Consider the following 12870-nt stretch of genomic DNA (forward strand, 5'->3'; position numbering starts at 1 on the left):
TGCCGGCGACCCGGACGGTGCCGCCGGGACGGGCAGCGCGGGCAGTGCGGGCGGGGCGGCTCACTCGGCGGCGGTCGGGTTGGCGTTGGTGCGTGAGCGCACCACGTCGACGACGTGCGCCACCGCCTCCGCCACCGGCACCCCGTTGCGCTGCGTACCGTCACGGTATCGGAACGAGACGGTGCCGGCGGCGACGTCGGCGTCCCCGGCGATCGCCATGAACGGCACCTTCTGCTGCTGCGCCGTACGGATCTTCTTCTGCATCCGGTCGTCGGAGAAGTCCACCTCGGCGCGGATGCCCTCGGCCCGCAGCATCGCCACGAACTCGGCCAGGTAGTCGCCGTGCTCGCCACGGATCGGGATGCCGACCACCTGCACCGGTGCCAGCCACGCCGGGAACGCGCCCGCGTAGTGCTCGGTGAGGATGCCGAAGAACCGCTCGATCGAGCCGAACAACGCGCGGTGGATCATCACCGGCTGCTGCCGGGTGCCGTCGGCGGCCTGGTACTCCAGCCCGAACCGCTTCGGCTGGTTGAAGTCCAACTGGATGGTGGACATCTGCCAGGTCCGGCCGATCGCGTCGCGCGCCTGCACCGAGATCTTCGGGCCGTAGAAGGCCGCGCCGCCCGGGTCGGGCACCAGCTCCAGCCCGGAGTCGACCGCCGCCTGACGCAGCGTCTCGGTGGCCTCTTCCCACTCGGCGGGGTCCCCGATGAACTTGTCCGAGTCGTCGCGGGTCGACAGCTCCAGGTAGAAGTCCTCCAGGCCGTAGTCGCGCAGCAGGTCGAGCACGAAGGCCAGCAACGAGCGCAGCTCGCCGGGCATCTGCTCCTTGGTGCAGTAGATGTGCGAGTCGTCCATGGTCAGCCCGCGCACCCGGGTCAACCCGTGCACCACGCCGGACTTCTCGTACCGGTAGACGGTGCCGAACTCGAACAACCGCAGCGGCAGCTCCCGGTACGACCGCCCCCGCGAGCGGAAGATCAGGTTGTGCATCGGGCAGTTCATCGCCTTGAGGTAGTACTGCGCGCCTTCCATCTCCGCCGGTGGGAACATGGTGTCGGAGTAGTACGGCAGGTGCCCCGAGGTCTCGAACAGCTTCGACTTGCTGATGTGCGGGGAGTAGACGAACTCGTACCCGGACTGCTCGTGCCGCCGCCGCGAGTAGTCCTCCAGCTCCCGGCGGATGATGCCGCCCTTGGGGTGGAACACCGGCAGGCCGGAGCCGATCTCGTCGGGGAAGCTGAACAGGTCCAGGTCCGCGCCGAGCTTGCGGTGGTCGCGGCGGGCGGCCTCGTCGAGAAGTTTCAGGTACGCCTTGAGGGCGTCCCGGGTCGGCCAGGCGGTGCCGTAGATCCGCTGCAGCTGCGGGTTGCGCTCGGAGCCCCGCCAGTACGCCGCCGCGCTGCGCATCAACTTGACCGCGCCGATCAGCCGGGTCGACGGCAGGTGCGGACCCCGGCACAGGTCCGACCAGCAGGTCTTGCCCGACGTCGGGTCGATGTTGTCGTAGATGGTCAACTCGCCACCGCCGACCTCCATCACCTCGGCCGCGTCGAAGTCGGCGGCCCCCTTGACGTCGATCAGTTCGAGCTTGTACGGCTCGTCGGCGAGTTCGGCGCGGGCGGCGTCGAGGTCGGCGAAGCGCCGCCGACGGAACCGCTGACCCGACTTGACGATCTCCTGCACCCGCTTCTCCAGCCGGTCGAGGTCGTCCGGCTGGAACGGCTTGGCCACGTCGAAGTCGTAGTAGAAGCCGTTGACGATCGGCGGGCCGATGCCAAGCTTCGCCTCGGGGAACAGGTCCTGCACCGCCTGGGCGAGCACGTGCGCGGTGGAGTGGCGCAGCACGGCGAGCCCGTCCGGGGAGTCGATGGCGACCGGCTCCACCCGTACGTCGGTCTCCGGTGACCAGTCCAGGTCCCGCAGCGTGCCGTCGGGGTCCCGGACCACGACGATCGCCTTCGGGCCGTTCACCGGCAGACCGGCGGCGGCGATCGCGTCCGCGGCCGTCGTCCCGGCCGGGACCGCGACGGGTTCGGCCTGGGGTGGGGCTGCGCTTGCGGACACGACGGACTCCTTCGGTCAGAAACGGTACGGCGACGAGGCCGTTGCCGATGCTAGCGGTCGCCACGCGCGGGTCGGACGGCGACGCTGCCGGGCCGCAGCCGACGGCGCCGGCGACGGCGACGGCGTGTTTACGCTACGTTGCTGTCCCGCGGCGAACTCCTGACGGCGGCACCGTCGCGGCGTTAGATTGACGCGGTGGCTCCCACCGACATGGTCGGCGCGTTGCGGCGCCGCTACGACTCATTTTTCGCCAGTCGGCCACCGGTGCCGTTCGCGGTGGTGGACGAGGCCGGGGCGGAACACCACTTCGGGCCGGGTGCGCCCGAGTTCACCATCGCCGTACGGGATCCGCGCGGCGCGCGGGCGCTGGCCGGTCTGGACCAGTTCGCGGTCGCCGTGGCGTACCGGCAGGGCTGGCTCGACCTTGACGGCGACCTGGCTGCGGCGCTGCGGATGCGTGCCTTCTTCAGCGACCTGCATCCGGTGGCCCGCTTCTCCGGCCTGGTCACCGGAGTGCTGCGCGGCCGGCGCGAGGACGACCGGCGGGCCATCTCGCACCACTACGACGCCGAGAGCGACTTCTTCCTGACCTTCCTGGACACCCGGCACCGGTGCTACACCGAAGGGGTCTTCGTCGCCGACGACGAACCGTTGGAGGACGCGATGACCCGCAAGATGGACCTGGCGTTGGACGCGATCGGCGTCAAGCCCGGTGACCGGGTGCTGGAGGTCGGCGGAGGCTGGGGGGCGTTCGCCGAACACGCCGCCCGCCGGGGCGTCGAGGTGACCACGACGACGCTGTCGCGGGAATCGGAGCGCTACCTGACCGACCTGTTCGACCGGGAAGGGCTGGCGGTGCGGGTGGTACGCCAGCACATCCTGGCGTTCACCGACGAGCGCCGCTACGACGCGATCGTCAACATGGGGGTCACCGAGCACCTGCCGGACTACCGGCGCACCCTGCGCAAGTACGCCGAACTGCTCACCCCCGGCGGGCACGTCTACCTGGACGCCCTGGCGATGCGCCGCAAGCACGCGGCGTCGGCGTTCATGAAGCGCTACATCTACCCGGGGCGCTCGGCGCCGCTGCTGCTGCACCAGTACCTGCGGCACGTGGCCCGTTCCCCGTTCGAGCTGTGCAGCATCGCCGATGACCGGCACAACTACTACCTGACCTGCCGGGAATGGGCGCGGCGGCTGGACGCCGCCCGCGACGAGATCGTGCAACGCTGGGGCGAGGCGATGTACCGGCAGTTCCGGATCTTCCTGTGGGGCTCGGCGGCCGGCTTCGACACCGGGCTGGTGCAGGCGTACCGCTGGGTGCTGCGACTGCCCTGAGGGATCGACGACGGTGCCACGCGTGCGTACCCTCCGCTCGTGCGTACCCTCCGTCTGCCGCTGCCCCGCCGCCGTGTCCGCGTCCTGCTCGGTGCTCTGATCGTCGCGCTGCTGGCCGGCGGGCTGGCCGTCGCCCGGTTGACCGCCGCGTCCGGGCCGCCGACAGCGGATCTGGCAGCGGATCCGGCAGCGGGCCCGGACGCCGGGGTGTCGTCGCCGCCGGGCGAGGCGACCTACCGGGACCCGCACGCTTCGGTCGACGCCCGGGTGACCGACCTGCTCGCCCGGATGAGCCTCGACGACAAGATCGGCCAGTTGACATCTCCCCCTGCTTAATCAGGGAGATTCGACCCTCACGGGTTGAGTTTTCTGCTTCGCCGACCACAGCCGACCCGAATCAACGGCAAGGGACGGAATACCGCCCATCGGCCTTACACGGTCTCCACAGACGTCACTTCCCACCAGCCCGGCGGTAGACCCGACCGGCTTGGTTGTCACCGGCAAGGCAACGCCACATTAGCACACCTGTCCGCACGTTCCGGTGTGCGGGTGGTGGACGACGATCCGCCTCGGCGGCGAATCGACTTCCCTGCCCTGCTCCGCAGGAGTCCGTTTCCTCCCCGGCCTGAAGGCCGGAGTAGCCACGGAAGGTATCTGATGACCCAGGCCGAACGCGCCTCGGTGACCCCGGGCGACCTCACCCGGTACCCGTTGGGGATGAGCGCGGCCGACGTCCGCCAGGCGGTCAACGCCGGCATCGACATGGCGATGGTGCCGACCGACTGGCGACGCTTCATCGACCTGCTCCGTACCGAGGTCGAGGCCGGTCGGGTCGCCACGGACCGCGTCGACGACGCGGTCCGGCGCATCCTGACCAAGAAGGTCGAGCTCGGGCTCTTCGAGCGGCCGTACGCCGACCGGTCGCTGACCGCCAGCGTCGGTGCCCCGGCGCACCGGGCGCTGGCCCGGGAGGCGGTGGCCGCCTCCCAGGTGCTGCTGCGCAACACCGACGGGATCCTGCCGCTGGACCCGGCCGGCAACCGCATCTTCGTCGCCGGCGGCAACGCCGACGACGTCGGCCACCAGAGTGGCGGCTGGACCGTCACCTGGCAGGGCGGCAGCGGCCCGATCACCCCGGGGACGTCGATCCTGGCCGGGATCCGGGCGGCGGTGGACCCGTCCACGCAGGTCACCTACGACGCCACCGGCGTCGGGATCGACAGCTCCTACCGGGTGGCGGTCGCGGTGGTCGGGGAAACGCCGTACGCCGAGGGCGAGGGTGACCGGCCGGCGGCGATGGGGCTGCGCGACACCGACCTGGCGACCATCGAACGGCTGCGGGCCGCCGGGGTACCGGTGGTGGTCGTGCTGGTCTCCGGCCGACCGCTGGACGTCGCCGGGCAGGTGTCCGGCTGGGCCGCGCTGCTCGCGTCGTGGCTGCCCGGCACCGAGGGCGCCGGCGTCGCCGACGTGCTGTTCGGGGTCCGCGCGCCGACCGGAAAACTGCCGGTCACCTGGATGGCTGGTGCCGATCAGCAGCCGATCCACCACGGTGACGGGCAGTCGCCGCTGTACCCGTACGGCTTCGGGTTGACCTATCCGGCGGCGGGCTGACCGGTCCGCGCGCTCGCCCGGCGGGGCGTGCCGGCGGGCGACTTGCCAAGGGCAGTACGGTCGTGTGGTGGCTACGGTGCTGTTGGTCGAGGACGACCACGTCGTGCGCGGCGCCATGTTGCGCTCGCTGGCCGACCGGGGACACGCGGTCCACGCCGTCGGCACGGCCCTGGACGCGCTGCGTCGGGTCGCCGCCGAAACCCCTGACCTGGTCGTTCTCGACCTGGGCCTGCCCGACCTGGACGGTGCCGACGCGCTGCGGATGCTGCGCGGCATCACCGACGTACCGATCATCATCGCCACCGCCCGCGACGACGAACAGGCGATCGTTCGGCTGCTGCGTGCCGGTGCCGACGACTACATGGTCAAGCCGTTCACCGGTGCCCATCTCGACGCCCGGATCACCACGGTGCTGCGCCGGGCGGGTCGGGCCAGCCGCTCGGTCCCGCCGGCCGTGCACCAGGTGGGTGGCCTGCGGGTCGACGTCGGGGAGCGCAGCGCGACCCTGGACGGCGAGGCCCTGGCGCTGACCCGCAAGGAGTTCGACCTGTTGGCCTACCTGGCCGCCCGGCCAGGTCGGGTAGTGTCCCGCCGGGAGCTGTTGGAGGAGGTATGGCGGCAGCCGTCGGTCGGCGAGGACCAGACAATCGACGTGCATCTTTACTGGCTTCGCCGCAAAATGGGCGAATCCGCAGCGAAGCCACGTTACCTGCGCACCGTGCGGGGGGTCGGCTTCCGGTTGGTGGTACCCGACTGAGGTTGGCGCTGGCCTACCTCGGGGCCGGCATGACGTCGATCATCGCGCTGGTCTTCCTCATTCCGCTGGGGCTGCAGCTGCAGCAGGAGACCCGGGAACAGGCCCTCGCCGACGCCGCCCGCCGGGCCGCCGTGGTGCGCGGCGCGCTGGCGATCAGCAACGACCCGGAATCGGTCCGCCAAGCAGTGGCCAATCTCGGTGAGAGCGCCGAGCGGCAGCCCGTCGTGCACGGGCTCGACCTCGGCGGTACGCCCCGGGCGAGCACCCGCGACGTGGCCGATGCCGCCGCCGGCACCGCGCCGGTGGTGGTGGCCACCGACGGCGGGGTGCTGCACCTGGAGCCGGTGACGGTCGGTGAGGCGGTGACCGTCGTCGAGGTGTTCGTCGCCGACGCCGAGCTCAACCAGGGCGCCACCGGCACCTGGCTGCTGCTCGTCGGCATCGCCGCCGGCCTGGTGGTCTGCTCGGTCATCGTGGTGGACCGGATCGCGGCCCGCGCGGTCGCCTCGGCCAAGGGCCTGGTCAAGGCGGCAATGGCGGTCGGGGACGGCGACCTGGGGGTCCGGATCCAGCCGAGCGGTCCGCGCGAGCTGGCCGAGGCCGGGTACGCGTTCAACCGGATGGCGGACCGGCTGGTCGCCTCCCGTACCGACGAACGGGAGCTCGTCGCCGACCTGTCCCACCGGCTGCGCACCCCGTTGACGGTGCTGCGGCTGGACGCCGACGCGCTCGACTCCGACGACACCAGCGTCGGCTCGTTCAGCGAGGCCGAACTGGACCGCCGCCGCACCATCCGCCGGATCCGGCAGGCGATCGTCACCCTCGAAGGTGAAGTCGACGTGCTGATCAACACGACCCGCAAGACGGTCACCCAGGAGACCGGGCCGGGCAGTTGCGACGTGGCCGAGGTGGTCCGCGACCGGATGGTCTTCTGGTCGGCGCTGGCCGGCGACCAGAACCGCGCGTACACCGTGATCGGCGCGCAGCTGCGGACCCCGGTCCCGGTGCCCCGGGCGGAGCTGGCCGCCGCCCTCGACGCCGTGCTGGGCAACGTGTTCCGCTACACCCCGCAGGGCACCGCGTTCGAGGTGGCGGTCTCGCGCCGCGACGGGTACGTGGCCATCCGGGTCGACGACGCCGGTCCCGGCATCGCCAACCCCGACCGGGCGCTGCGCCGTGGTGCCAGCGATCAGGGCTCCACCGGGCTCGGCCTGGACATCGCCCGACGGGTGGCGTTGCAGGCCAACGGTTCGGTCAGCCTGGACCGGGCCCGGCTCGGCGGTGCCAGCGTGGTGATGCTGCTCGCCGACGCCGAGGCCGCCCCGCCCCGGCCGGCCAGCCGGTTCGGCCTGGTCGGACGGCTGGCCCGGGAACGGGACCGCAACCCGGTACGCGGCCGGCAACCCGACGCGGACTCCCCCGCCGCGCCGCACTGACCGACCCCTGCGTACCGGCCCACCGCGTACCTCCCGGCTGCGGCGACGGGGCTGACCCGGGCGCAGGTCACGTCCCGGTCTTCAGTGGCGCAAGCTTTTCTTAGGTCTGGATTAACGCCGTTCCGTTGGGGACACACCGGGTGGCAGCATCTGCTGCGAACCCATCGGCAGCCCTGGACCGTCACCCGCAGTACCGTCCCGTGTCCCAAGGTCCAGGGTTGCTTGCGCGCGGCGGGGCCCGGTCCCCCAACATCGTCGTCCCGCCGCGCGCCCACCTTGGACAGAGGTAGGTGTACGTGTCACCGCCGCTACGGAACTCCCCCACCGGAGCCCGGCGGGACGGGCGCGACGACGAAGGCGCCGAACCACTGGAGCCTGCGCCGCCGGACGGACCCGACGCCGAGTTCGAGGACGAACCCGCCCTGGTCACCCCCCGCCAACTGCTGCGCTGGGTGGCGGTGGTCGGCGCCCTGGTCATCGCGGTCCTCGCCTGCTGGCAGGACCCCAGCTACGCCGGCGGTTACCGGGGCTGACCCGCCACGGCCACGTACCGGTCGATCTCACCGGTCAGCCGCGCCTTGTCCGGTGCGGGCAGGAACGACGCGGTGACCGCGTTGCGGGCCAGCCCCGCCAGCTGCGCCGTGTCCGCACCCAGCAGCCCGGCGGCGACGAGATACTCCTGGTTGAGGCTGGTGCCGAACATCGGCGGATCGTCGGAGTTGATCGTCACCAGCAGCCCCGCCGCCACCATCTCGGCCAGCGGGTGCGCGGCCAGGTCGGGGACCGCCCCGGTCCGCAGGTTCGAGGTGGGGCAGACCTCCAGCGGGATCTGCCGCTGCGCCAGGTGATCGACCAACCGCGCGTCCCGTACGCAGGAGGTGCCGTGCCCGATCCGTTCGGCGTGCAGCTCCCGCAGCGCGTCCCAGATCGTCTCCGGCCCGGTGGTCTCCCCGGCGTGCGGCACCGAATGCAGCCCGGCCGCCCTGGCCTTGTCGAAGTACGGCTTGAACTGCGGACGCGGCACCCCGATCTCCGGCCCACCGAGACCGAAGCTGATCAACCCGTCCGGGGCCTCGTCCAGGCAGATCCGCAGGGTCTCCTCGGCCGCCGGCAGGCCCGCCTCGCCGGGGATGTCGAAGCACCAGCGCAGCTCGACGCCGAAGTCGGCGCGGGCCCGGTGCCGGGCGTCCTCGAGCGCGGCGCAGAAAGCCGGTGCCGGGATGCCCCGGCGCACGTGCGAGTACGGCGTCACCGTCAGCTCGGCGTAGCGGACCTGCTGGGCGGCCAGCTCCCGGGCCACCTCGTGGGTGAGGATCCAGACGTCCTCGTCGTCGCGGACCAGGTCGACCACGCTCAGGTAGATCTCGATGAAGTGGGCGAAGTCGCGGAAGACGAAGTAGTCGGCGAGCAGGTCCGGGTCGGCCGGCACCGGGCTCTGGCCCTCGTGCCGACCGGCGAGCGCGGCGACGATCCGGGGCGACGCCGACCCGACGTGGTGCACGTGCAACTCGGCCTTCGGCAGGCCCTCGACGAACGCCGACAACTCGGGCGTCACGGGTGGCGGCTGACTCACCGGCTGCTGCGACCTCCTCGTACCATGCCGGTTCGCCTCGGCGGCGACCGGCTGCGCCGAGCGTACCGTCCGGGGTGTCGACTAGGCTCGCCTGGTGGACAAGCGTACGTTTCCGCGGCTGGGCCGCACAGCGGGTGTGATCGGTCTGGGCGCCTGGCAGCTCGGCGCGGACTGGGGGACGGTCAGCGAGGACGACGCGCTGGCGACGCTGACCTCCGCCGTCGACGCCGGCACCACGTTCCTGGACACCGCCGACGTGTACGGCGACGGGCGCAGCGAGCGGATCATCGGCCGGTTCCTGCGGGAGTCCGGGTCGGGCGAGCTGTTCGTCGCCACGAAGATGGGCCGTCGGGTGCCGCAGGAGCCGGCCGCGTACGTGCTGGACAACTTCCGGGCCTGGACCGACCGGTCGCGGGCCAACCTCGGCGTCGACACCCTCGACCTGGTCCAGCTGCACTGCCCGCCGACCGAGGTGCTGCACACCGACGCGGTCTACGACGCGCTGGACACCCTGGTGTCGGAGAAGCGCATCGCCGCGTACGGGGTGAGTGTGGAGACCGTCGACGAGGCGCTGGCCGCGATCGCCCGGCCGGGTGTCGCCAGCGTGCAGATCATCCTGAACGCGTTGCGGCTCAAACCGGTCGAGCGGGTGCTGCCGGCGGCGGCCGCCGCCGGGGTCGGCATCATCGCGCGGGTGCCGCTGGCCAGTGGCCTGCTCTCCGGCCGGTACGACGAGCAGACCCGGTTCGCCGCCGACGACCACCGCAACTTCAACCGCGACGGGGCGGCGTTCGACGTCGGTGAGACCTTCTCCGGCGTCGACTTCGGCACCGGGTTGGCGGCGGTCCGCCGGCTCGCGCCGCTCGTGCCGCAGCAGGCGACCATGGCGCAGTTCGCGTTGCGCTGGATCCTGGACCAGCCGGGCGTCACCGTGGTGATCCCCGGTGCCCGTAACCCGCAGCAGGCCCGCGACAACGCGGCGGCGGCCGGTCTGGCACCGCTGGACGAGGCGGCCCGGCAGGCCGTGGCGCAGGTCTACGACGAGCTGATCCGGCCGCAGGTGCACCACCGGTGGTGACAGCCGCGTCCTCGTGGGCCGCCCGGTCGCCGGCCGGTCGGCCCCACGAGGGCAGCACGCCCGGTGTCCGGTGACGGGAAAGCCCCGCGTCCGGTGCGGACACGGGGCTTCCTGTTGCACAAGCTTCCCGGGTAGAGCCGGGCCCAGCAGCCGACGTCGCGTCGGCGACTGAGGGTCAGATGGGGCGGACCTGCTCGGCCTGCGGGCCCTTCTGGCCCTGGGCGATCTCGAACTCCACCCGCTGGTTCTCCTCCAGCGTCCGGTAGCCGCTGGTCTGGATGGCCGAGAAGTGGACGAACACGTCAGCACCCCCGCCGTCGACGGTGATGAAGCCGAAGCCCTTGTCTGCGTTGAACCACTTCACGGTTCCCTGCGCCATGTGTATCTCCTTCTGAAACTGGCGGCCAAGCACGCCGTGCGGCCGGTTGGCCGTTTTCGAGCAGCGGCGCCTGAGGTGGCCCCCGGTGAAGGAGGACTCTCAACCCACGCTGTCTCGCAACAGCGTGGACAGCAAACCACGTACGCAAAAACTTCGCACAGCCTACCTGACGAACGTCGCCGACATGTGACCTGAGACGCCGTTCACGCCCTCGTGGCGTGCGCAAATCCGGTCACCGTCGTCAGCCCGGCCAGCGGCCGGTCAACCGGCGGACACCGGTCGCTCCGCCCCGGTCGACGGCGGCCCGGACGACCGAGAAGATCGCCCCCTGCAGGGCCGCCGCAGCGAGCACTTCGCCCCAGCCCCGCTCCTCGTCGATCGCGCTGGGCGCGTCGTCGTCCCCGGCGGCGGCCTTCCACACCTGTCGGAAGATCGCCCCGGCCAGGGCTCCGGCGGCCATTCCCAGAATCAGGCCCACCGGGCGGTAGGCCAGCTTGTTGACCGGCTTGCTCACCGGCGCCTCCCTCGCATCGTCACCCACACCACGGCCACGCTGATCAGTACGCCGGCCACCGCCACCGCCGGCAGCGCGCCGCGCGATCCCAGGTGGCGTACGTCCAGGCCGGTGCGGCGTACGTCGACCAGTACCTGGTCGGCCCGGTCCCGCAGCCGACGCCGGGTCCGCGCGGCACCGACGCGCACCCGGCTCTTGACGTCCGTCTTGGCGGCCAGTGCCTGGACGGTCTGCCCGAGCTCGGCCCGGGTCCGTCGGATGTCGGCCCGCAGCAGGTCCAGGTCACCGCTGCCGTTGCCCGATCTGCCGTTGTGCGAGGTCACGACTGCCGCCCCCGCTTCATGGCCGCGCCGACCACGGTCATGTCGGCGCGCAGACTGTCCGCCGTCGCGGTCGGTACCGGCGGGGCCGCCTGCCGGACCTGACGCCGGCCGGCCAGTGCCAGTCCACCGGCCACCGCGAAGAGCAGCACCGCCACGACCAACGCCGCTACCCACGGCGGCCAGGCCTGGCCGAGCAGCAGAACGGCCGCGGCGATCAACGTGCCGAGGCCGTACAGGGCCACGACACCGCCGCCGCCGAACAGGCCGATGCCCTTTCCGGCGTGTTTGCCTTTCTCGGTCAGTTCCGCCCGGGCCAGCGCGAGCTCGTCACGGACCAGCCGCGATATCTGCTCACCTGCCTGTTGCACGAGTTCCGCGGTGGACTGCTCGGCGGGTGGCCGGTGCAAGACGTCGGCCATGGTGCCTCCTTTCCCGCTGTTCGCCGCTGTATGCCCGGCCCGGGACCAGATCAATCCTGTCGCTGCGGATCCGGGCCGGTGGAATCGTCCGGGCCGACGAAGACCGAGGCCCGGGCCTCGCCGTCGGCACCGCCGCCGAACAGCCGGGCGTCGTCTGGTGGCTCGGCGTCCAGGGCGGGCCGTACGCGGCCCCGGCCGACCCGGTCGCGGCCGCCTCGGTCGCGGGCGGCGGCGGCCGGCGGACGCAGGTCCAGCCAGTCGGACAGGCCGTTGCCGTCGCCGACCTCGGCCCGCCAGCGGGGCAACGCGGTCGGCCGCTGGTCGCGGACCCACCGGACCAGATGTTCGCGGACCAGGCAGCGCAGATCCCACAGGCTCGGTGAGTCGGCCGCGCTGACCAGGGCACGCAGCCGCACCGTGCCGCCCGTCGCGTCGGTCACCTGCAGCACGCAGACCCGGCCGTCCCACAGCTCGGATGATTCGACCAGGCGACGCAGCTCCTCGCGCATCACCTGCACCGGAACCGACCAGTCCAGGTCGAACTCGGCGGTGCCCAGCACCGCCGCCCGGGTCCGGGTCCAATTCTGGAAGGGGCGGGTGGTGAAGTACGAGGTCGGCAGGATGAGCCGGCGGTCGTCCCAGATGTGCACCACGACGTAGCTGAGGGTGAGCTCCTCGATCCGGCCCCACTCGCCCTCCACGACGACGACGTCGTCGATGCGCACCGCGTCGCTGAAGGCCAGTTGCAGGCCGGCGATGACGTTGCCGAGCACGCTCTGCGCGGCGAGCGCGGCCACCACGCCGATGACCCCGGCGGAGGCGAGCAGGCTGGCACCGACGCCCCGGACGGCGGGGAAGGTCATCAGCATCACGCCGATGGTCAGCACCACGATCACCGCGATGGTGACCCGGCGCAGCATCACCACCTGGGTGTGCAGCCGCCGGGCGTGCCGGTTGTCGGGCACGTCGGTGCGGAACCGGGCCAGCGTGGTGTCCTCCAGGGCCAGCAGCAGTGCCCCGACCAGCCAGGCACACGAGGCGATGGTCGCCAGCACCAGCAGGTGCAACGTGGTCCGCCGCCAGGGTTCGCCGACGGCGTACCCGGTGGAGAACCGCACCGCGAACTGGACCGCGGCGACGGTCGCCGCCACCAGTAGGGGCCGGTGGGCGTGGGTGGCGAGCTCGGCGAGCAGCACCGAGCGCCGGCCGAGCCGGCGTACGACCCGGTGACCGATGGCCACCAGTCCGACCGCCAGCAGGGCCGATCCGACGGTCACTGTCGCCGTCACCACAACCGGATGCACGAATTTCTCCCTCCATCGCGCGAACGATCGCCACCGGCTGCGCAGCCGGTGGCGATCGGCGTACG

14 protein-coding genes are annotated in these 12870 nt (G+C 72.0%); 7 read left to right on the top strand and 7 right to left on the bottom strand.

Annotated elements, in window-relative coordinates:
- Window positions 1–60: 60 nt before the first annotated feature.
- The gene (thrS, locus tag O7608_RS23335; RefSeq protein WP_289206619.1) at window positions 61–2070 is read right to left on the bottom strand and encodes a threonine--tRNA ligase; all 2010 of its coding nucleotides are present in this window, start codon (window positions 2068–2070) and stop codon (window positions 61–63) included.
- A gap of 195 nt (window positions 2071–2265) precedes the next feature.
- On the opposite strand from thrS, the gene O7608_RS23340 reads away from it, so the two are divergent.
- The 6 genes from O7608_RS23340 to O7608_RS23365 all read left to right on the top strand — a co-directional run bounded on the left by O7608_RS23340 (window position 2266) and on the right by O7608_RS23365 (window position 7748).
- A complete protein-coding gene (locus O7608_RS23340) occupies window positions 2266–3408 on the top strand; it encodes a class I SAM-dependent methyltransferase (RefSeq protein WP_289206620.1) in 1143 nt (380 codons plus the stop codon).
- Between the two features lie 39 nt (window positions 3409–3447).
- On the top strand, window positions 3448–3744 hold the full coding sequence (locus O7608_RS23345; RefSeq protein WP_289206621.1) for a hypothetical protein: 297 nt from the start codon (window positions 3448–3450) through the stop codon (window positions 3742–3744).
- Between the two features lie 321 nt (window positions 3745–4065).
- Complete coding sequence (locus O7608_RS23350) at window positions 4066–5022, top strand: glycoside hydrolase family 3 protein (RefSeq protein ID WP_289206622.1); 957 nt, start codon at window positions 4066–4068, stop codon at window positions 5020–5022.
- A 67-nt stretch (window positions 5023–5089) separates the two neighbouring features.
- Window positions 5090–5779 (top strand): response regulator transcription factor, encoded by a 690-nt coding sequence (locus tag O7608_RS23355; protein WP_282227815.1) that lies wholly within the window; start codon window positions 5090–5092, stop codon window positions 5777–5779.
- Window positions 5780–5808: 29 nt separating this feature from the next.
- Window positions 5809–7215: a HAMP domain-containing sensor histidine kinase gene (locus O7608_RS23360; protein ID WP_289206623.1), complete on the top strand. Its 1407-nt coding sequence runs from the start codon at window positions 5809–5811 to the stop codon at window positions 7213–7215.
- A 296-nt stretch (window positions 7216–7511) separates the two neighbouring features.
- On the top strand, window positions 7512–7748 hold the full coding sequence (locus tag O7608_RS23365; RefSeq protein WP_289206624.1) for a hypothetical protein: 237 nt from the start codon (window positions 7512–7514) through the stop codon (window positions 7746–7748).
- On the opposite strand, the gene O7608_RS23370 is transcribed toward O7608_RS23365, so the two are convergent.
- Entirely contained in the window at window positions 7736–8788 is a 1053-nt protein-coding gene (locus O7608_RS23370) for an adenosine deaminase (RefSeq protein WP_289206625.1), read from the bottom strand. The genes O7608_RS23365 and O7608_RS23370 overlap by 13 nt on opposite strands.
- Before the next feature lie 94 nt (window positions 8789–8882).
- Between O7608_RS23370 and O7608_RS23375 the strand changes: the two genes are divergently transcribed.
- A complete protein-coding gene (locus tag O7608_RS23375) occupies window positions 8883–9866 on the top strand; it encodes an aldo/keto reductase (RefSeq protein ID WP_289206626.1) in 984 nt (327 codons plus the stop codon).
- A gap of 175 nt (window positions 9867–10041) precedes the next feature.
- On the opposite strand, the gene O7608_RS23380 is transcribed toward O7608_RS23375, so the two are convergent.
- The 5 genes from O7608_RS23380 to O7608_RS23400 form a co-directional block, all read right to left on the bottom strand.
- The gene (locus O7608_RS23380) at window positions 10042–10245 is read right to left on the bottom strand and encodes a cold-shock protein (RefSeq protein ID WP_007075740.1); all 204 of its coding nucleotides are present in this window, start codon (window positions 10243–10245) and stop codon (window positions 10042–10044) included.
- Between the two features lie 241 nt (window positions 10246–10486).
- Window positions 10487–10759: a DUF4235 domain-containing protein gene (locus O7608_RS23385; protein WP_289206627.1), complete on the bottom strand. Its 273-nt coding sequence runs from the start codon at window positions 10757–10759 to the stop codon at window positions 10487–10489.
- Window positions 10756–11082, bottom strand: coding sequence for a DUF3618 domain-containing protein (locus O7608_RS23390; RefSeq protein ID WP_289206628.1), 327 nt, complete (start codon window positions 11080–11082; stop codon window positions 10756–10758). Before O7608_RS23390 ends, O7608_RS23385 begins: the two co-directional genes overlap by 4 nt.
- Window positions 11079–11501, bottom strand: a complete 423-nt coding sequence (locus tag O7608_RS23395) for a phage holin family protein (RefSeq protein WP_289206629.1) — start codon at window positions 11499–11501, stop codon at window positions 11079–11081. The genes O7608_RS23390 and O7608_RS23395 overlap by 4 nt, the downstream gene beginning before the upstream one ends.
- Window positions 11502–11551: 50 nt before the next feature.
- Window positions 11552–12805, bottom strand: a complete 1254-nt coding sequence (locus O7608_RS23400; RefSeq protein WP_289206630.1) for a mechanosensitive ion channel family protein — start codon at window positions 12803–12805, stop codon at window positions 11552–11554.
- Window positions 12806–12870 lie beyond the last annotated feature (65 nt).

This window comes from Solwaraspora sp. WMMA2056, from assembly GCF_030345095.1.
Lineage (GTDB): Bacteria > Actinomycetota > Actinomycetes > Mycobacteriales > Micromonosporaceae > Micromonospora_E.